Source organism: Devosia rhizoryzae, assembly GCF_016698665.1.
Lineage (GTDB): Bacteria > Pseudomonadota > Alphaproteobacteria > Rhizobiales > Devosiaceae > Devosia > Devosia rhizoryzae.
Genome location: NZ_CP068046.1, coordinates 1,435,463 through 1,454,026, shown reverse-complemented (window position 1 = coordinate 1,454,026; position 18,564 = coordinate 1,435,463). Strand labels below are relative to the sequence as shown.

General features: G+C 60.5%; 16 protein-coding genes and 3 tRNA genes. 12 read left to right on the top strand and 7 right to left on the bottom strand.

The window, feature by feature from the left end:
• Positions 1–240 precede the first annotated feature (240 nt).
• A complete protein-coding gene (locus tag JI748_RS07250) occupies positions 241–1,755 on the top strand; it encodes an ATP-binding cassette domain-containing protein (protein WP_201636407.1) in 1,515 nt (504 codons plus the stop codon).
• Between the two features lie 147 nt (positions 1,756–1,902).
• Here JI748_RS07250 and JI748_RS07245 read toward each other — a convergent pair whose 3' ends face one another.
• The 4 genes from JI748_RS07245 to JI748_RS07230 form a co-directional block, all read right to left on the bottom strand.
• On the bottom strand, positions 1,903–3,069 hold the full coding sequence (locus JI748_RS07245; protein WP_201636405.1) for a GGDEF domain-containing protein: 1,167 nt from the start codon (positions 3,067–3,069) through the stop codon (positions 1,903–1,905).
• Between the two features lie 117 nt (positions 3,070–3,186).
• Entirely contained in the window at positions 3,187–3,492 is a 306-nt protein-coding gene (locus JI748_RS17380; RefSeq protein WP_407644947.1) for a PRC-barrel domain-containing protein, read from the bottom strand.
• A 525-nt stretch (positions 3,493–4,017) separates the two neighbouring features.
• Positions 4,018–5,397, bottom strand: a complete 1,380-nt coding sequence (gene tig / locus JI748_RS07235) for a trigger factor (protein WP_201636403.1) — start codon at positions 5,395–5,397, stop codon at positions 4,018–4,020.
• 45 nt (positions 5,398–5,442) lie between these two features.
• Positions 5,443–5,527: transfer RNA gene (locus tag JI748_RS07230), tRNA-Leu, on the bottom strand.
• Between the two features lie 327 nt (positions 5,528–5,854).
• Between JI748_RS07230 and JI748_RS07225 the strand changes: the two genes are divergently transcribed.
• Both JI748_RS07225 and glnA read left to right on the top strand, forming a co-directional pair.
• The gene (locus JI748_RS07225) at positions 5,855–6,193 is read left to right on the top strand and encodes a P-II family nitrogen regulator (protein ID WP_046136017.1); all 339 of its coding nucleotides are present in this window, start codon (positions 5,855–5,857) and stop codon (positions 6,191–6,193) included.
• 52 nt (positions 6,194–6,245) lie between these two features.
• Positions 6,246–7,655 carry a type I glutamate--ammonia ligase gene (gene glnA / locus JI748_RS07220; protein ID WP_201636401.1) on the top strand — a complete coding sequence of 470 codons (1,410 nt, stop codon included), beginning with the start codon at positions 6,246–6,248 and terminating at the stop codon, positions 7,653–7,655.
• A gap of 65 nt (positions 7,656–7,720) precedes the next feature.
• On the opposite strand, the gene JI748_RS07215 is transcribed toward glnA, so the two are convergent.
• Together JI748_RS07215 and JI748_RS07210 are read right to left on the bottom strand one after the other, a co-directional pair.
• Entirely contained in the window at positions 7,721–8,371 is a 651-nt protein-coding gene (locus tag JI748_RS07215) for a PilZ domain-containing protein (RefSeq protein ID WP_201636399.1), read from the bottom strand.
• Between the two features lie 104 nt (positions 8,372–8,475).
• Complete coding sequence (locus JI748_RS07210) at positions 8,476–9,117, bottom strand: PilZ domain-containing protein (protein ID WP_201636397.1); 642 nt, start codon at positions 9,115–9,117, stop codon at positions 8,476–8,478.
• Positions 9,118–9,290: 173 nt separating this feature from the next.
• Between JI748_RS07210 and JI748_RS07205 the strand changes: the two genes are divergently transcribed.
• The 5 genes from JI748_RS07205 (at position 9,291) to JI748_RS07185 (ending at position 13,118) form a co-directional block, all read left to right on the top strand.
• A complete protein-coding gene (locus JI748_RS07205; RefSeq protein WP_201636390.1) occupies positions 9,291–10,766 on the top strand; it encodes an NAD(P)H-hydrate epimerase in 1,476 nt (491 codons plus the stop codon).
• Between the two features lie 125 nt (positions 10,767–10,891).
• Complete coding sequence (locus tag JI748_RS07200; protein WP_325166911.1) at positions 10,892–12,145, top strand: TCR/Tet family MFS transporter; 1,254 nt, start codon at positions 10,892–10,894, stop codon at positions 12,143–12,145.
• 198 nt (positions 12,146–12,343) lie between these two features.
• On the top strand, positions 12,344–12,619 hold the full coding sequence (locus tag JI748_RS07195; protein WP_164535453.1) for an HU family DNA-binding protein: 276 nt from the start codon (positions 12,344–12,346) through the stop codon (positions 12,617–12,619).
• 126 nt (positions 12,620–12,745) lie between these two features.
• Positions 12,746–12,821 (top strand) — tRNA-Val (locus JI748_RS07190).
• A gap of 220 nt (positions 12,822–13,041) precedes the next feature.
• Positions 13,042–13,118 (top strand) — tRNA-Asp (locus JI748_RS07185).
• Between the two features lie 368 nt (positions 13,119–13,486).
• Here JI748_RS07185 and JI748_RS07180 read toward each other — a convergent pair.
• Positions 13,487–14,656: a pyridoxal phosphate-dependent aminotransferase gene (locus JI748_RS07180; protein ID WP_201636386.1), complete on the bottom strand. Its 1,170-nt coding sequence runs from the start codon at positions 14,654–14,656 to the stop codon at positions 13,487–13,489.
• Between the two features lie 387 nt (positions 14,657–15,043).
• Here JI748_RS07180 and JI748_RS07175 point away from each other — a divergent pair, with 387 nt between their 5' ends.
• The 4 genes from JI748_RS07175 to JI748_RS07160 all read left to right on the top strand — a co-directional run bounded on the left by JI748_RS07175 (position 15,044) and on the right by JI748_RS07160 (position 18,553).
• Entirely contained in the window at positions 15,044–16,165 is a 1,122-nt protein-coding gene (locus tag JI748_RS07175; RefSeq protein WP_201636384.1) for an aminotransferase class V-fold PLP-dependent enzyme, read from the top strand.
• A gap of 72 nt (positions 16,166–16,237) precedes the next feature.
• Positions 16,238–17,026 (top strand): ABC transporter substrate-binding protein, encoded by a 789-nt coding sequence (locus tag JI748_RS07170; RefSeq protein ID WP_201636382.1) that lies wholly within the window; start codon positions 16,238–16,240, stop codon positions 17,024–17,026.
• Positions 17,027–17,113: 87 nt separating this feature from the next.
• Positions 17,114–17,788 carry an amino acid ABC transporter permease gene (locus tag JI748_RS07165; RefSeq protein ID WP_201636380.1) on the top strand — a complete coding sequence of 225 codons (675 nt, stop codon included), beginning with the start codon at positions 17,114–17,116 and terminating at the stop codon, positions 17,786–17,788.
• Positions 17,789–17,803: 15 nt separating this feature from the next.
• On the top strand, positions 17,804–18,553 hold the full coding sequence (locus JI748_RS07160) for an amino acid ABC transporter ATP-binding protein (RefSeq protein ID WP_201636378.1): 750 nt from the start codon (positions 17,804–17,806) through the stop codon (positions 18,551–18,553).
• Positions 18,554–18,564 lie beyond the last annotated feature (11 nt).

Below are 18,564 nucleotides of genomic sequence, written 5' to 3'. Positions count from 1 at the left end.
TGCGTTGCTTCGGCAGCGTGAGTTAGGTATTGGGGCGTCGTTAACACGAGGACTGGGGAGGGCTGCATGACTATTCTTTATACGCATCGTTCCCGTGGACCCGTCCACGCCCTGTGGCTTCCGCTGCAGGGCTGACCAGTTCTGGTCCGGACGTTCTGACACCTCCGACACCACTGGCCTGCCCACGTTAATGGCAATGGCGCTCGATCCGAGATCGCGCCGATCCAGTGAGTTTATCCCATGGGCATGATCAGCCTCCGCAATGCCGGCCACCGTGCTGGCGACCTTTTGTTCTCCAACCTCAATCTCGTCATCGGCGATGGCGACCATGTCGGCCTTGTTGCGCCAAACGGGCGTGGCAAGACCACGCTGCTGCGCGCCATGGCAGGGCTGACCGAGCTCAGCGAGGGGGAGATCACCCGGTCTCGCGGCCTCGCCATCGGCTATGTGCCGCAAGAAGTGCCCGAAGCTGGCCTGCGCCAGACCCTGACCGAATTTGTCGGCTCGGCCTTGGACGCAGCGGCCCTCGACAGCGAAGGCTGGCGGGTCGATGTGGTCATGGAAGAGTTCAGCATCCCGCATGACCTGCGCGACAAGTTTTTGGGCGAACTCAGTGGCGGCTGGCAGCGGATGGCGCTTCTCGCGCGCTGTTGGGTGACGCAGCCCGATGCGCTGCTCATGGACGAGCCCACCAACCACCTCGATCTTGGCCGCATCGCCATGCTCGAGCAGTGGCTGTCTTACGCAGCCAAAAACCTGCCGGTGATCATCGCCAGCCACGACCGTGCCTTTCTCGACACCACGACCAACCGAACGCTGTTCCTGCGCCCCAGCGAACAGGTCTATCTGCCGCTCGCGTATTCTGCGGCGCGCGCCGAGCTCGACCAGGTCGATGCCGCCGCCGAAGCGCAGCGCGAACGCGATCTGAAATATGCCAACCAGCTCCGCAAACAGGCGGCAAAGCTCACCAATGTCGGCATCAACTCGGGCAGTGATCTCCTGGTAGTCAAATCCAAGCAGTTGCGTGAGCGCGCCGAAAAGATCGAGACGCAGGTGCAAGAAGTGCATCGCGACCGCACCGGCCTTGTGAAGCTCGGCAATTCTGGCGCCGATGCCCGCGTCATGATGGGGTTCGAGAACCTTCCCGTCTCGACGCCCGATGGCAAGCCGCTCTTCACGATCGAGAAGCTGCACATCTTCCAAGGTGACCGAATCGTGCTGCTCGGCCGCAACGGCACTGGAAAATCGCAATTCATGCGCATCGTCACCGAAGCCCTCGGCGGCAAACCGGTGCCGGGCCTCAAGCTCAGCCCACAGATCGCTTCTGGCTATCTCGATCAGGCGTTGGCCTGGCTGCCGCTCGATCCGTCACCGCTCGATTACATCTTGCACCGCTTCGACGAAGGCGACCGCCGCACGATCGCGCTGTTGGCGGGCGCCGGCTTTCCGCCCGACCGGCAATCAAAGCCGATCCGGACCATGTCACTTGGGCAACGCGCTCGCCTGGCACTGCTGGCGCTGCGCCTCGCCAAGCCCAACTTCTATCTCCTGGATGAGCCAACCAATCACCTCGACATTCCCGGCCAGGAACAACTCGAGGACGACATCAGGGAGCAGGGCGCCACCACCATCCTCGTCACCCACGACCGCGCATTCCTGCGGGCGATTGGCACGAGGTTCCTGCTGATCGAGCGCCGCAAGCTGGTGGAGGTCGATGGGCCGGAAGAGTTTCTGGCGGAGATGGCGGAGGGGTAGGACGTTCTACCGTCGGTGCCACGCCTCGTCCTTCGAGGCTCGCTGCGCTACGCACCTCAGGATGAGGCTACTGAACCAGTAGCTCTCATGGTGAGGTGCGAGCCACTTGCGAAGCCTCGAACCACGAGGGCGTGGCACCATGCTGCGCTAAACCGACCGCAGTCTCACCGGCGCGAGCACCGCTCGGTTCTTGCCGGCGGACTTGGCTTCGTAAAGCGCGCGGTCGGCACGGCGCATCATGTCGTCGAGACTTTCAAGCCCATCGCGAAGATGGAGGCCGATGCTGATGGTCAGGCGGTATCCTGCGGGCAGGCCCGCAAGGTGCAGCGTGGTCATGGCGGTGCGGACGGCTTCGGCGCAGGTTTCGAGGGTGTGGCGCGACCCTGTCTCGTAAAAGAGGGCATATTCTTCGCCACCAGTGCGGCCAACGAGGTCCGCCTGTCCATGCTGGGCCAATACCTGGCCGACAGCGGCGATGACCTTGTCGCCGACGGCGTGACCGAAGCGGTCGTTGATCTGCTTGAAATCATCAATATCAGCAACGAGCAGAGCCGCTGGTGCTTGGCGCCCGGCTACGCCTGCCAAGCGAGTCTCGGCACCGATTTCAAATCCGCGCCGGTTGAGGAGCCCGGTTAGGTAATCCTGATCCGCCTCGCGCCGAAGGCCAGTCATCAGGTCCAGCACCAATGCGAATACGAAAAGCGAAATGACCATCACCGACAAGAGCGGCGTCAGGCCAAGCACCGAGTCCCAATAGGCAGATTGGGAAAGCTCGCCGCTGTCATTGAGCTTGAGAACGCCCGTGACCATCAGCAGCGGCCGTCCGGCTGCCAGCAATCCACCCATGGCTACCCCTGCCACGAACAACCGGTCGGCAAGGGAATGCGCACCCGCCTGCAGCAGGCGTGAGGACGTGACGAGCGCCAGGACGGCAAAGCACCCATTGAGGAAATAGATGCGCGACAAGGTCGAGGGCGTGACCACGGTGAACCAGGCGAAACCAGCCACCGCAGTCGCAGTGATCAACCCGAACAGCAGCACCGGCACGCCGACACGGGCGCGAACCAGTGCACTGCTGCAGGCGAGTACGACCGCCGCGAAAAACAGGGCATTGCTGGAATAGTTTATGGAGCCCGGACGCGACAGCAGGGGCCATTCATGCGTGATGAAGCCGATGCCAAGATAAAGAAAAGAGACGCTGAGCGGGAAGAGGTGGGTTTGGCTTGGCCAGCGGCGCCACAACAGGGCAACAAGGCCTGCGAAACTAAAGGCGATAGAAGGGTTGAGCAGGGATAGGTATACCTGACCTGCCATCTTTCGCCCGAACCCGTTGTTACGGACGGCAATCTACGGCGTCATTGCATAACCCAATATTAATCCGCGCCGGAAAATGCATCCCGACGCGGCACAAATTTGGCTCCATCCAGTAGCTTAGTGATGGTGACTATGCTGCGGCATATGCTCGAGGTCCTGCTTGCTGAAGCGGGTCAATGCATGCACATGGCCATTTTCGTCGCGCATAAAATCGAGCTGGGTCATGCTAACAGCGACCGTCTTTGCACCGAGCCCCAGGAAGCCGCCCACATCCACGATGACTTCGGCATTAGGCCCGTTGCCATGAAGGTGGGACACCTTGCCGATTTCGGCATTGTGCGCGTCGTAGATAGGGGCGCCTTCCAGAATCTTGGAGCTCAACTCCGCCGGTTCCAGCCGGACGTGATTAGCATGGTCCTTCAACACCGGGGCATTGGGCTGGCCGTCGTCGCCACGACCGGTCTGCAGATTGGGATTGACCCGTTCCAGGCGGTCAAGCGCTGAGTAGACCAGCTGCGCAACTTCGATGTCGTAGTCGTGGTCGGGGCTGGTACGCTCGTAATCGCGCAACTGCTCCGTGGTCACCCCAGCTTCGGCCGCCATCGCTTCGGGCTCGAGGCCCAGAGACAAACGCCGGTTATGCGCCCCCTTGGGCTGCAGTGGCGCATCGGCAGTGTATTTCGGCATGACGCATCTCCTCGTTGGTGTTGGGAGAAGCGGGCAGGGGCGAAAAGGTTCAATTTGGGCTAGCAAGGCTGCTAGTAGACCTCATCCTGAGGTGCGCAGCGAAGCGCAGCCTCGAAGGACGAGGTCGTGGCAAGATGCCGGTGTGCCCGCCCTCGTGGTTCGAGGCTGCGCTGCGCTCCGCACCTCACCATGAGGGCTCCGGTCCCAAAAACAAAAAGGCCGCCCCGAAAGGCGGCCTCTTAAAGTTATAGCCAACCACCCTTAGTGGTGATGCTCTTCCGGCACGTCTTCTTCGCCGGCTTCGATCAGCTTGGCGAGCTCGTCGCGCGACATCGGCTGGTCGGTGACTTCACCGAGGCTGATGATGTGGTCGACGACCTTGTTCTCGAAGATCGGCGCGCGCAGCGAGGCCAGCGCGGTCGGGTTCTTGCGGTAGTAGTCGTAGACCTGCTGTTCCTGGCCCTGGAAGCGGCGAACCTCGGCGATCAGCGCCTGCTGGTGCTCTTCGTCGGTCACCTGAACGTCGGTGGTGTTGCCGATTTCGGCGACCACCAGACCGAGGCGCACGCGGCGCTCGGCAATGCGGCGATACTGTTCGCGAGCTTCTTCTTCGGTCGTGCCTTCGTCTTCGAAGCTACGGCCGTGGCTCTGGATTTCGTGTTCGACACGCTGCCAGATGGTGTTGAATTCAGCTTCCACCAGCTGGGCCGGAACGTCGAACTTGTGACCATCGTCCAGCGCGTCCAGAACCTGACGCTTCATGTGCTGGCGGCCCATGGAGGCCAAAGCATTTTCCATCTGGTCGCGAACAGCCTTGCGGAGGCCGGCAACGTCTTCAAGACCAAGGCGCTTGGCGAAATCGTCGTCGAGCTCGCCATCGTTCGGACCGTCGACATGGAGCACGTTGACCTCGAAAGTCGCGTCCTTGCCGGCCAGTTCCTTGTTCTGGTAGTCGGCCGGGAAGGTCACCTTGACCTCGCGGGTCTCGCCCTTCTTGGCGCCGATCAGCTGCTCTTCGAAGCCGGGGATGAACTCGCCCGAACCAACCGTCAGATGCGCATGGTCGGAGGTGCCGCCCTCAAAGGCTTCGCCGTCGATCTTACCGACAAACGAAAGACCGAGGTAGTCGCCGTTTTCGACAACGCCTTCGTCGCCCTTGTTGGTGAAGCCGCGGTTCTGGTTGAACACGCGCTTGACCTCGGCATCGACTTCCTCGTCGGTGACTTCGATCACGGGCTTGGAAAGCTTGATGCCATTGAAGTCCATCAGCGCGACGGGCGGCAGCACTTCATATTCGACTTCGAAGGCGAGGTCGGACTTGCCATCGAGCACGTCGTTGATGATGGTCTGGTCCTGCGGCAGATCGACCTTGGGCTGGGCGGCGGCGCGTTCCTTGCGCTCGTCCAGCGTTTCGCTGACGGTCGAATTGATCGCGTCGGTCATCACTTCGCTCATGGCGGAGCGGCCATAGACCTTCTTGAGATGGGCGGTCGGCACCTTGCCGGGACGGAAGCCCTTGATGTTGGCCTGGCCCTTGAGTTCTTGCAGCTTGGCGTCAAGGCGCGTGTTGAGGTCCGCAGCCGGAATGGTGACGCTGAGCTTGCGCTTCAGGCCTTCGTTGAGGGTTTCAGTTACCTGCATTGGGGTTGATCCCGTATTGGTTCATCTCGTTCGGCCGGGGCCGTATGGTGCGGGTGAGAGGACTCGAACCTCCACGCCTTGCGGCGCTGGAACCTAAATCCAGTGCGTCTACCAATTCCGCCACACCCGCAAAGGTCCCCGTGGCCGGGTTGGCGTTGCATCTATAGGAAGAGAGTAGGGCAGTCAAAGCCTTGTCTTGCGAAATGGCGCAACAAGGGGTGGCGCTTATTTCATCAGGCGCGGGGAAGGGATGAGCGTCGACGGAGCAACGTGTGCCTAGTTCTTGGGCAATCTGCCTGTAAGTTGCGCAAACGACAAATGACGGCGGCGTGGGACGATCAAGGTCTCAAGCGTTAAGTGGTTGAGAAGGCTATCCTAATCTGTGCCTCCAGCCTCTGGCACAGCCCATGCATACTTCTGTGCGGTAACTGCCGAAAACGGCCAGCGGAGGCACGCAATGAAGAAAATTGAGGCGATCGTTAAGCCGTTCAAGCTCGACGAAGTCAAAGAAGCGCTGCAGGAAGTGGGCCTTCAGGGCATCACCGTCACCGAAGCCAAGGGTTTTGGCCGCCAGAAGGGCCATACCGAACTCTATCGCGGTGCCGAATATGTGGTGGATTTCCTGCCCAAGGTGAAGGTCGAGGTTGTGTGCCCCGACGATCTCGCCGAGAAGGCCATCGAAGCCATCCGCAATGCCGCGCAGACCGGTCGCATCGGCGACGGCAAGATCTTCGTCTACTCCATCGAGCAGGCGATCCGTATCCGTACGGGTGAATTCGGCGACGACGCGCTTTAAGCGCCGCGCCACCAACAATAACGCATTCCGTCTAAATCCAGGGGAAACACCTATGACGACTGGCGCCGACATCATTGCTCGTATCAAGGACGAGAACATCAAGTATCTCGACATCCGCTTCACCGACCTGCGCGGCAAGCTGCAGCACGTCACCATGGACGCCTCGGTTGTCGATGCCGACATGTTCGAAGACGGCGTGATGTTCGACGGCTCCTCGATCGCCGGCTGGAAGGCCATCAACGAGTCGGACATGGTGCTGATGCCCGATCCGACTTCGGTCTATATCGACCCGTTCTTTGCCGCCTCGACCCTCGCCATCAACTGCGACATTCTCGAGCCCGCCACCTACCAGCCCTATAACCGCGACCCGCGCTCGATCGCCAAGAAGGCTGAAGGCCTGGTCAAGTCCTCCGGTATCGGCGACACCGTGGTGTTCGGCCCTGAGCCCGAATTCTTCATCTTCGACGACGTCAAGTACTCGACCACCACCTACAAGGTCGGCTTTCAGATTGATTCGTCGGAACTGCCAACCAATAACGACGCCGATTATGAAGGCGGCAATAACGGCCACCACATCGGCATCAAGAAGGGCTACTTCCCGGTTCCGCCGCTGGACTCTGCCCAGGACATGCGCGGTGAAATGCTCGAGGCCATGGGCCAGATGGGCGTGATCATCGAAAAGCACCACCATGAAGTGGCGTCGGCCCAGCACGAGCTCGGCCTCAAGTACAAGCAGATGATCGCTTCGGCCGACGACGTGCTGATCTACAAGTACGCCGTTCAGCAGGTCGCCAACTCCTATGGCAAGACTGCGACCTTCCTGCCCAAGCCCGTCTTCGGCGACAACGGCTCGGGCATGCACTGTCACATGTCGATCTGGAAGGACGGCAAGCCGCTCTTCGCCGGCGACCAGTATGCCGGCCTCTCGATGGACTGCCTTTACTATATCGGCGGCGTCATCAAGCATGCCAAGGCAATCAACGCCTTCACCAACCCGACCACCAACTCGTACAAGCGCCTGGTGCCAGGCTTCGAAGCTCCGGTTCTGCTGGCCTATTCGGCTCGTAACCGTTCGGCTTCCTGCCGTATTCCCTTCGGCCAGTCGCCGAAGTCCAAGCGCGTCGAAGTTCGTTTCCCCGATCCGCTGGCGAACCCCTATCTCGCCTACACCGCGCTGCTGATGGCTGGTCTTGACGGCATCAAGAACAAGATCCACCCGGGCGACCCGATGGACAAGGATCTCTACGAGCTGCCCAAGGACGAGCTCAAGGAAATCCCGACCGTTTCCGGCTCACTTCGCGAAGCGCTGGAAAACCTCGACAAGAACCGCGACTTCCTCAAGGTCGGCGGCGTCATGGACGACGATTTTATCGATGCCTATATCGAGCTCAAGATGCAGGAAGTTCTTCGCGTCGAAATGACCCCGCATCCGGTCGAATACGAAATGTACTACTCGGCCTAATCGCCGGAGCAGAAAAGAGAAGGGGCCCTGCGGGGCCCCTTTTTTATCAGCTTGGGTTTCTGCGCTTAGCGACCTTCGAAAGCTCGCCGCAGCATCTGTTCCCAATCATTGGGCGCCTGCAGACCGGCTTCGACGTCGTCTTCGCTTTGCTGCTCGAAGAAGCGCACGGCAAAACCGACATCGAACAAGCGCACCACTTCGGCTGTAATCGTGCCAACCGTGACGACTTCGCCCACGGCGGGCTGGAAGGCTGAGGAGATGGCCGCGCCGGTGACGGAATAATCCATCACCAGGCAGGGCTGCGACCAGTTATCGGGCCGCGCGAATACTGTTCGCGGGTTACGCGGCAGCAAGCGCTTGGCGCCGCGCCGTTCGCCCGCCTCGGTCCAGAGCGTTTCCGTAAACTGCTTGATGGCGCGGTTAAGGTCTTCGCGGCTTGAGCCCTGGTGTTCGATGCCGACCACGAACCCGTCCTCGAACTGCCGCTCGACATGGCCGCGCAGCGCGCCGAACGGTCCCAGAGAGGCAAGGATTGATTCCCCCGGGGCAGGAATCACCGGAGCCGTAACTCGGAACGCATCGCTCGACATCATTCGAAGCCGGCAGGCGAAGAGATTGATGCCCGGGTAACCCTCGTCACCACCAATGGCGTAACGGCCCGAAACTGTCCTGATCCCATGCACTGCGACGTCGACGTGTTCCAAAACTTCGGCCAAAACTGCCTCCTTGGGTCACAAGCAGAATGGCGCACGCGTCTCAACATCGGCTTGCGCATACGGTGCGAAAGCCACGAAAACCAGTAACTGCTTGGTAACCGGACTTAGTCGGTTAGCGGCTGCAACAATGTTTCCAGCTCGTCCTGTGCCTGCACGTCGACGAACTCCACGGCAAAGCCCACCGTCAGGTGCCGCACCACGCGTCCCACTAGACGGCCGACGGCCATGGGCGTCCCGAGTTCTGGCCAGATATGCGCCGAAACCGCAACGCCCGATCGCGAAACGTCGATGATGAAGCACGACATCCGCGTACCATCAGCGGTGACGATCGTGGTTCGCGGATCTCGGGGTTGGAAGCGCTTGTGCTCGCGCTTATCCGGCACCTGGGAGTGAATGCGCTTCTTCTGCCACGCGATCTTTGCGCCCAGCTTGTCCCGTTCGCCTTCCGACATGGCGATATCCATCACAAAACCCTGCGGCAACCGCCGGGCGATACGGCCGCGCAGGATGCCGAACTCGTCGAAATGGGCGGAGATTGTCTCGCCTTCCTTGCCGACAACCGGGCCCATGGCTACCAGCATGCGGGTCGAGATCGAGCAAAGCCGGCAAGCATAGACCGGCAGCTTGTCGTCCTCCGGCTGCCGCCGTGAGGGCAGGGCATAGCGGCCGATGAGTGCGCCGATAAAGCGCACGTCATGCCACTCGTAGTTCGGTCTGCTTTCCTCTTTGTCCAACCCGGTGACCAAGGCACGAGCTCCTCACCGTCTTCGCACCCGCCAGTTTGCCTGGCTGATCTGCTCGGACATTCCCCGATATCCTTAGTAAGAACGCGTTTAGGTAAAAATCTCCATAAGGACGTTCTTTGGCGTGACGATTGCAGTCCCCGTGCATTTTGTTTGCACGAAGGTATGGTGCGCTCATGACCCAAGCGAATGCCGAAGCTGAAATCCTGCTCACCCCAAGTCAGATGGCCCAAGCCGATCGCCTCGCCGTCGAGCATGGCGTGGCCTCGATCGACTTGATGGAACGTGCAGGAGAGGCCGTGGCGGAGGCGATCGTGGCCCGCTTCGAGCCGGGCAGGGCGCTGATCCTTTGCGGTCCGGGCAACAATGGTGGCGATGGCTTCGTCGTGGCCCGCCTTCTCACCGCTCAGGGATGGCAAGCCGACCTGCACCTTCTCGGCGATGCCAAAGCTCTCGAAGGCGACGCTGCCACTGTGGCTGCGCGGTATGTGGGCAGCGTAGGGAACGGCGAGAACGTCGACGTTTGCAACTATGACCTGATCGTCGATGCTCTTCTTGGCGCCGGCTTGGATCGCGATGTGTCCGGCCGTTTTGCCGGGGTTATAGAAGCCACAAACCGGTCCGGTCGTCCGGTCGTCAGCATCGACATCCCAAGCGGCATCGATGGCGCCACCGGAGCGGTGCGCGGCGCTGCGGTCAAAGCCTCAATGACGGTCACCTTCTTCCGCCGCAAGCCAGGTCATCTCCTTCTGCCTGGCCGTTCCCATTGTGGCAACCTCATCCTTGCCGACATCGGTCTGCCCGCGACGGTCCTCAACACAATCGCCGCCCAGACATGGCGCAATCGCCCGGGCCTGTGGTCGCTCCCGGTCCTCAGCGAAGACGCCCACAAGTTCGATCGGGGCCATGTTGTCGTCGTTTCCGGCACTGCGCTTCAAACTGGCGCCAGCCGCCTCGCCGCTCTGGGCGCCTTCCGAACGGGCGCAGGCCTCGTCACACTGGCGGGCGCCCGCGATGCGCTTCTGGTGCACGCGGCTCACGTCACTGCCATCATGCTCCGGGAGATCGCCACTTCTGCCGATCTCGCCGGTTTTCTTTACGAAAAAAAAATCGGCGCAGTGGTCATAGGACCTGCCGCTGGTATTGGGCCCGAAACGGCTAAGAAAGTTCACGCAGCGCTTCAATCGAGCGCCACCCTGGTGCTCGACGCCGACGCCCTTACCAGCTTCGCCGATGAGCCCAAAACCCTTTTCGCCGCCATCAAGTCCGCTGCTAAACCCGTTGTCCTGACGCCGCATGAAGGCGAGTTCAAGCGGCTCTTCGGAGACCTCACCGGTGACAAGCTGACCCGCGCCCGCGCTGCGGCCCGCCAATCCGGCGCCACTGTTATCCTCAAGGGCAGCGACACCGTTATTGCCGCGCCGGACGGTCGCGCCGCCATCAACGACAACGCGCCCCCATGGCTCGGCACGGCTGGGGCAGGGGACGTTCTTGCTGGCATCACCGCGGGCCTCGCCCAAGGCATGCCAGGCTTCGAAGCTGCCTGTGCCGCCGTCTACCTCCACGCCGAAGCCGCCCAGGCCTTTGGCGGCCCCGGCATGCTGAGCGAAGACCTTCCAAATCTCATTCCAGGGGTGCTTAAGGAGCTCTGATCCTTCCTTCCTTTCAGGGTGGAGGGGGTGCCACGGTCAAATATGAGCCTCCTTCTTCGTACGACGGCAGTGTCGTAGCGTTCTCCTGCCACTCTCCGTCAGCAACCCCACCTAAACGAGCCTTGCTGCCTCCTGCCGATCAGCCTAGATCACATCCCCCACTTGCGGAGCTTACGATGAACAAGGCCCTGATCGTCATCCTCGCCGCGGTCATGCTGGACGCGATCGGCATCGGCCTGGTCTTTCCGATCCTGCCGGCGCTGCTGCGGGAGGTCGGTCACACCAGCGACATCGCCACTCTCCTTGGCATCATGCTGGCGCTTTATGCTGCTTGCCAGTTTCTGTTTTCGCCCATTCTCGGCGTCTTGAGCGATCGATTTGGCCGTCGCCCGGTCCTGCTCGTCTCGCTGGCTGGCGCCGCCATCGACTATATTGTCATGGCCTTTGCGCCGCAGCTCTGGCTCCTTGTCATCGGCCGTGCCATCGCCGGCATCACCAGCGCCAACATGGCCGTGGCCACCGCCTATATCACCGACATTTCGGACGAAGATCAGCGCGCCAGACGCTTTGGTTACTTCCATGCCATGTTCGGCATCGGCTTCATCATCGGCCCGGTGCTCGGCGGCGTTCTTGGCGACCTGTGGGTGCGCGCCCCATTCCTCTGCGCCGCGCTACTCAATGGCCTCAACTTCGCCTTGGCGCTTTTCGTTCTTCCAGAATCGCGGCCTGGTCAGCGCGAAGCAAGTTTCAGCCTCGCCAGTCTTAACCCCTTCAAGCCACTGCTTTGGGCGCTAAGCTTCAAGCCGCTGCTGCCGCTGATCGGCATTTTCCTGATTCTCAATTTCGTCGGCACCGTTTACCCGACCAACTGGGCAATCTTTTCGGAAGACGTCTTTGCCTGGAATGGCACGGTCATTGGTCTGTCGCTGGCCGCATGGGGCCTCTGCCATGCTCTTGCGCAGGCCTTTGTCACCGGTCCGGCCGTTGCAAGGCTGGGCGAGCGTTGGGCACTGATCGTCGGCGTCCTGTTCGAAGTTGGCGCCATGCTGACCATGGCCTTTGCGACGCAGGGCTATGTCCTCTTCCTCATGGCGCCGATCTTTGCGCTCGGCGGCATCGGCATTCCGGCGCTGCAATCGCTCACCACCCGCCAGGTCGATGAAGACCGGCAGGGACAGCTTCAAGGTGTGCTTGCCAGCCTTGTGAGCCTTGCTGCCGTCTTCGGCCCGCTTTTCTTCAGCATCACCTACCACGCCTTTCGGCCAAGCTGGCCCGGCGCGATTTGGCTGGTGGCAATCGGCATCTATATCCTGGTCGTGCCGCTCCTCGTTGGCATGGGTCGCGAACGTCCTTCTGTGGCCACCACGCCTACGGCATAGGCCCGAGCTTTCCCCAGAGAACCGGGCTTTTCCGCCGAAGCGGGGTTGCGATCACGATTTTTCCGGTTCATTAACAGCTTTACACCGCCCAGCGGCCTGAAAACCCCGGAATTCCTTGCGTCTTGCGCAGAATCGCAAAAGGAATGTCGTCGTTTTGGGTTCGCCAGTGATGGCGGGCATTCACTGTGAGGAAACGCTATGAACAAAAACGATCTGGTTGGCGTCGTTGCCGACAAGGCTACGATCACCAAGGCTCAGGCCGCTGAAGCGGTTGACGCAGTGTTCGAGGCCATCTCCGATGCCATGAAGGCCGGCGAAGAAGTGCGCCTGGTTGGCTTCGGCACCTTTGCCGTCTCCCAGCGCAAGGCCTCCACCGGCCGCAACCCTGCCACTGGCGCCGAGATCCAGATCCCGGCCTCCAACCAGGCCAAGTTCAAGCCCGGCAAGGGCCTCAAGGACGCGATCAACGGCTAATCTGCCGCGCCCGTTCTGAACAATCGGCCTCGAGCGAAATGCGCCGGGGCCGATTTGTTTTAGATCGCTGTTGACGGGCCGGTGCCGGGCCCCTAATCAGGCACCATTCCGATCCGCCAAGCGGACGGGCGATTAGCTCAGTTGGTAGAGCGCTTCGTTTACACCGAAGATGTCGGCGGTTCGAGCCCGTCATCGCCCACCATTCTCTTCTTTCCTTCGAAATGTTGTGAGATAGCTAACCAGTTCGCTTCAGCTGCGAAGCTGGCGTGGCGCATCAAAAGATCAGCCTTAGTGCCTGCAAACTTTGGGTTTTCCACAGCCAAGACGCGTTTCGCAAAATTGTCGTGTTCCATCGCTTGACTTCCCCCTGAGGGGCCAGTACATGGACCACACGTTGCGTGAACGACCAGTTCGCAAGCGCTGCGGGAGTAGCTCAGTTGGTTAGAGCGCCGGCCTGTCACGCCGGAGGTCGCGGGTTCGAGCCCCGTCTCTCGCGCCACCCTTTCCTAGGGTTTGCGCGTTACTTACCCCTAGTTTCAACTTTCGATAGTAACGAGTTCCAACTTTTTGAACTCGTTGTGTTCTTCGCTCGAAAGCTTACGCCCTTTCTTCGTTGCACGGTCAGATGGGCTGAGCCCGCATTTGCCACCGCAGGGACGGCAAGAGTGTGCGGATTCGGCGCGACGGACTAGGTCAATGGCGTGGCGGTTAGCGCAAGTGTTGAAACCGGCTGGTCACCAGGAAGGCGCAAGTGCCCTATATGGCGCGCGGCGACCCACTACCTTTCGATGTCTTCAGGAAGGTGAGAGAGCCCAGGATTATCCTCTTCCGGGCTAAAGTGCGTGCGGTTTTAACGTTCCCCAAAATTCAGATGCCGTTGAAGAACTTGGCCATACGGTCCATGCCTTCCTCAAGGCGTTCGTAGCTCTGGGATCCGAAGCAGACGCGGATGTGGTTGTCGCCCGACGCGCCGTAGAAACCGCCGGATTCGACAACGACACCTGCTTGTTCGAGGAGGGCGTCGGCGACCTCTTGCGATTTCATGCCGGTTCCACTGATGTCGGGGAAAGCGTAGATGGTGCCTTCTGGCATGGCGCAGGTGACGCCGGGCATCTGGTTGAGGCGCTGCACGACGAGATTGCGCTTCTTCTGGTCGTCATCGACCATGTCCTGGAGCACCGAGGCCGGACCCGTAACGGCCGCCAGAGCACCATCCTGGATGAAGGTATTGACGTGGGTGACCTCGTTCATGGTGATCTTCATGAGGCCAGGCATGAGCGAGGCGTCGGCCGCGAGATAGCCCAAGCGCCAACCATCCATGGCGTAGGCCTTGGTGAAGGCGAACATGGTGACCGTGCGCTCCTTCATGCCGGGGAGCGAGGCGATGCTGATATGCTCGACGCCGTCGAACAGGATCTGCTCATAGACTTCGTCCGAAACGATGACGAGATCATGCTCGACGGCCAGATCGGCCAGATCCTGAAGTTCGTCTCGCGAATAGACGCGGCCGGTGGGATTGCACGGATTAACGAGGACGATCATGCGCGTGCGCGGCGTGATCTTGGCCTCGATCAGGTCCTTGCGAATACGGAAACCTGCGGCAGCATCGAGCGGGGCCAGCACAACCTTGGCTCCGGTCATCTCGATCTTGTTGACGTGCTGGGGGTAGAAGGGCTCCAGCAGGATCGCTTCGTCGCCGTCATCGAGCAACGCCATGAAGGCAGCGTAAGAGGCTTGGGTCAGCCCATTGGTGACGAGAATTTCGTCGGCGCTGACATCGATATTGTTGTGTTCGGCAAGCTTGGTTTTGAGCGCCTTGCGCAGGCTCAATTCGCCTCGCAGGTCGCTGTAATGCACCTTGCCGGCTAGCAGCGCGTTGATGGTTGCCTGCTTGATGTGATCGGGCGTGTCATGGCACGGCTTGCCCAGTTCCAGGTGGATGAGGTCTGCGCCTATCGCTGCCTTGGCCGCAGCCTTCTGGAACATGCCATAGCTCTTTTCCGAAGTGTGCGTGATGCGTCTGGCAAAGCGTGGCATGGGTTTCTCTCTTCGTGGTGGTGCCGCCGCTCGCGGCGTGGTCGTTGACAATGCTCTAAGACAAACTGAGCATTTGATCAAACGTCAACTTCAGGTATCAAGTGTTGTTTGAACAGGTGCTGTTCGCTCGCAAGGGAGCTTGGAGATGAACGAAGATCGTACGTGGTTGGACGAGCAATCTCTGCCCGGCCGCATCGAGGGTATCGGCCAAGCGTCCGCGCGTCGCCCGAATGCTGCGCGTCAGGGTCAAGATGGCTTCGCGCTCCAAGGTGGGATTTCCTATGATCCTCCCAGCCCGGTCCACTGTGTAGCATCCGCAAAAAGCGCTTGCGTGCATACGGTTTAAATCTAAACTAATACGTCGAACAGCTTGGCATTCGGACTTAGATGAGCGGTTATTTCCTTTATCACTCGATTGGCACTTTCCCTGGCAAGGCTGAAGCTGTCACCAGCGCGCTGAGCGATTTCGCACAAGTCTGGTCAGCCGAAGACGATGGTCAGTGGCCCGCGGCACTGTCGCAGCGCCAAGAGTTTATCTCTGCCTGGGAGCGGTTGATTGCGGCGCAGCCAGGCACGCTGACAACCACGGAAAATGTTACCAGCGGGCTCTACAGCGTCATCGGTGCGCTGCCGGAGAACCTGCTCAAGGGCAAGCGCGTGCTGGTAGCGGCCGATTGCTTCCCGAGTCTTCACTTCCTCCTGGCGGGGTTAGCCGAGCGCTTCGGATTCACTCTTGATACGGTTCCGCTGCGAGCGGGCGAGACCTGGGTGCGTGAAGAGGACATGCTCGATCGCTGGCAGGCCGATGTGGCGTTGGCGCTTCTGACGCAAGTGACCTCGACGACTTCGCACCGGTCGGACCTCCGCAAACTGCTCGAGCATGGGCGCCAAATGGGGTCGCTCGTCGGCATCGACATCACGCAGGGCGTAGGCGTTGTGCCGTTCTCGGTTGCCGAGCTCGATCCGGACTTCGTTGTTTCGACCTCGCTGAAGTGGCTGTGCGGCACCTCGGGTGCCGGCATGCTTTACGTGCGGCCGGATCTGCTGGAGCAGTGCAGGCCGGAGTTGCGGGGCTGGTTCAGTCAGCCGAACCCTTTCTCGTGGGATCTGAATGCATTTTCCTACGCCCCCGACGCAAGGCGGTTCGACCACGGAACACCGGCAATTCTTGCGAGCATCGCCTCGTTGCCTGGCCTCCAATGGGTCGAAAAGACCGGTGTAAATGCCATCGCCGCGCAAAATCGCAGCATGACCGAGACAATGGTGTCATGGGCGCTCGGGCGCGGACTGCGTCTCGCTTCGCCCGAGGCTCCGGAGCAGCGCGGCGGAAGCGTGATGATTGTCTTGCCATCAGGCGTGGTGCCAAGCGAGATCGTCGGGCAGTTGCGCTCGCTCAAGCTTTTTTGTGACGCGCGTGGCACAACGCTTCGGCTCTCGCCGGGGGCGGTGACGGGAGCAGATGATATTGCCCGGCTGTGCACCGAGCTCGATCGACGTATTCCGGCCTAGGCTGGATAACAGGACCGCCGAGGGGCGGCCATTCTCTCAGGGAGTATGCCGAAAGGCGTAAAGGAGACCATCATGAAAAAGCAGATTGCAATGCTGGCGCTTGCAGCCATTGCCGCAATGGCGACGCCCGCCATTGCGCAGGACAAGATCATTGTCGGCGCCTATGCCGCCAACCCGCCTTGGGAATTCAAGAACGATGCCGGCACCTTCGAGGGTTTCGAGGTTGACGTTGCGACGGAAGCGGCCAAGCGCATCGGCCGCGAAGTCGAATTCCAGGAACTGGGCTTCCAGGCGCTGTTTGCCGCAACGAGCTCGGGTCGCATCGACTTCGCCATCTCCTCGATCTCGGTCAACAACGAGCGTCTCGAAAGCCAGTCTTTCACCCAGCCGTATTATGACAGCGACGGCACCATCGTTGGCCTCGGTACGTCCGAGGTGAAGACGCTGGAAGACCTCGAAGGCAAGGTCATCGGCGTCGTCGCGGCTACCACTGGCGAGGCCTGGGCCAACGAAAACGCCGAAGCGCTCGGCATTGCCGAAGTGCGCAGCTATGCCGCCCAGCAGGATCTGCTGCTCGACGTGCAGAACGGCCGCATCGAAGGCGGTGCGGGTGAATTGGCAGGCTTCCAGTATGCCATTACCAAGATCCCCAGCCTTTCGATCCTGGTTCGTATCCCGACCGGCGAACGCTTTGCGATGATGGCCAAGAAGGACCTGCCGATCCTCGGCGAAGTCAACGATGCGATTTCGGCCATGAAGGAAGACGGCACCATGGCTGCCATTCACGAAAAGTGGTTCGGCGTCGCCCCCGATGAAGGCACCAGCACCGTCACGACGATGCCGATCCCGACGATCGAATAACCTTGTCTCTGTGGTCCGGTGACTACGTCGCCGGACCTTCTTGTCTCTTAGAGTGCGCTTCGGAGTGCACCCAGCAGCCGGACCGTCATGGAACTGATCGATACCTTCTTCAACTGGGACGTGATGGTCCGGGCGTTCCCGATCCTGATGCGCGGCCTCGGCAATACGCTGTTGCTGGGCATCGTGACCATTGTCATCGGCACGATGGCCGGTCTGCTGCTTTGCCTCGTGCGGCTTTACGCCATTCGGCCGATCCAACTGCTCGCCATCATCTATATCGACGTGTTTCGCGCGCTGCCGATCCTGGTGCTACTGATCCTCGTCTATTATGCGCTGCCATTTGTCGGCATCCGTTTTGACAGCTTTACGTCCGCGACAGTGGCCCTATCGATGGTGCTTGCCGCTTTCACCGCCGAGGTGTGCCGCGCCGGCATCCAGAACGTGCCCAAAGGGCAGTTCGAAGCGGCGGCCAGCCTTGGCATGCCGTTCTGGCAATCGATGCGCAAGATCATCCTGCCGCAGGCCATTCGCGTCATCATCCCGCCGCTGACCAGCAACTCCATCTCTGTATTCAAGGATACGGCGCTCGCCTCGGTTGTCGCCATGCCTGACCTGTTGAAGCAGGCCAACGATGCTCAGGCGATGATGGCCAATCCATCACCGCTGATTGTTGCCGCGGTCATCTACCTGATCATCCTTTGGCCGATGGTGCGCGTGGTCGGATATCTCGAAGCGCGCAATCAACGGGCGCTAGCGCGCTAGAAGAGGGATCGGATCATGACTTCAGGCAATGAAGCGCTTGCCGCGCAAATGAGCGACGTCAACAAGTGGTATAACAAGTACCATGCCCTGCGCTCGATTAACCTTGAGGTGGCACGCGGCGAACGTATCGTCGTGTGTGGACCGTCGGGTTCGGGCAAGTCGACGATGATCCGCTGCATCAACCAGCTGGAAAAGCACGACAACGGCACGATCAAGGTCAATGGCGCAACCATTACCGATGACGCCAAGCAGCTTAATCGCATCCGCCAGGATGTCGGAATGGTGTTCCAGCACTTCAATCTGTTTCCGCATCTCAGCGTGCTCGAGAACTGCGTCATCGCGCCGATGACGGTGCGCAAGACGCCACGCAAGGAAGCTGAAGAAATGGCGATGCACTATCTTTCGCGTATCCATATTGCCGAGCAAGCCGAGAAATTTCCAAGCCAGCTTTCGGGCGGCCAGCAGCAACGTGTTGCCATTGCGCGATCCCTCTGCATGCAGCCAAACCTGATGCTGTTCGATGAGCCGACTTCGGCGCTCGACCCGGAAATGGTGGCTGAAGTGCTTGAAACCATGGTGTCGCTCGCGCGCGACGGCATGACCATGCTGGTCGTAACCCACGAGATGGGTTTTGCGCGCAAGGTTGCCGACCGGGTGATCTTCATGGATCGTGGGGCGATCTGCGAAACGGCGAAGCCCGACGACTTCTTCAACTCACCCCAGAACGAGCGGGCGCGCACTTTCCTCAGCCAGCTCATCCACTAGGAAATTCATAT

What these genes read in the sequence shown, in the direction of transcription:
- JI748_RS07245 (WP_201636405.1), bottom strand. Translation starts at nt 3,069, where the DNA reads ATGGCAGGTCAGGTATACCTATCCCTGCTCAACCCTTCTATCGCCTTT.
- JI748_RS07205 (WP_201636390.1), top strand. Translation starts at nt 9,291, where the DNA reads ATGACCCAAGCGAATGCCGAAGCTGAAATCCTGCTCACCCCAAGTCAG.
- JI748_RS07170 (WP_201636382.1), top strand. Translation starts at nt 16,238, where the DNA reads ATGAAAAAGCAGATTGCAATGCTGGCGCTTGCAGCCATTGCCGCAATG.
- JI748_RS07180 (WP_201636386.1), bottom strand. Translation starts at nt 14,656, where the DNA reads ATGCCACGCTTTGCCAGACGCATCACGCACACTTCGGAAAAGAGCTAT.
- JI748_RS07160 (WP_201636378.1), top strand. Translation starts at nt 17,804, where the DNA reads ATGACTTCAGGCAATGAAGCGCTTGCCGCGCAAATGAGCGACGTCAAC.
- tig (WP_201636403.1), bottom strand. Translation starts at nt 5,397, where the DNA reads ATGCAGGTAACTGAAACCCTCAACGAAGGCCTGAAGCGCAAGCTCAGC.
- JI748_RS07225 (WP_046136017.1), top strand. Translation starts at nt 5,855, where the DNA reads ATGAAGAAAATTGAGGCGATCGTTAAGCCGTTCAAGCTCGACGAAGTC.
- JI748_RS07195 (WP_164535453.1), top strand. Translation starts at nt 12,344, where the DNA reads ATGAACAAAAACGATCTGGTTGGCGTCGTTGCCGACAAGGCTACGATC.
- JI748_RS07165 (WP_201636380.1), top strand. Translation starts at nt 17,114, where the DNA reads ATGGAACTGATCGATACCTTCTTCAACTGGGACGTGATGGTCCGGGCG.
- JI748_RS07250 (WP_201636407.1), top strand. Translation starts at nt 241, where the DNA reads ATGGGCATGATCAGCCTCCGCAATGCCGGCCACCGTGCTGGCGACCTT.
- glnA (WP_201636401.1), top strand. Translation starts at nt 6,246, where the DNA reads ATGACGACTGGCGCCGACATCATTGCTCGTATCAAGGACGAGAACATC.
- JI748_RS07175 (WP_201636384.1), top strand. Translation starts at nt 15,044, where the DNA reads ATGAGCGGTTATTTCCTTTATCACTCGATTGGCACTTTCCCTGGCAAG.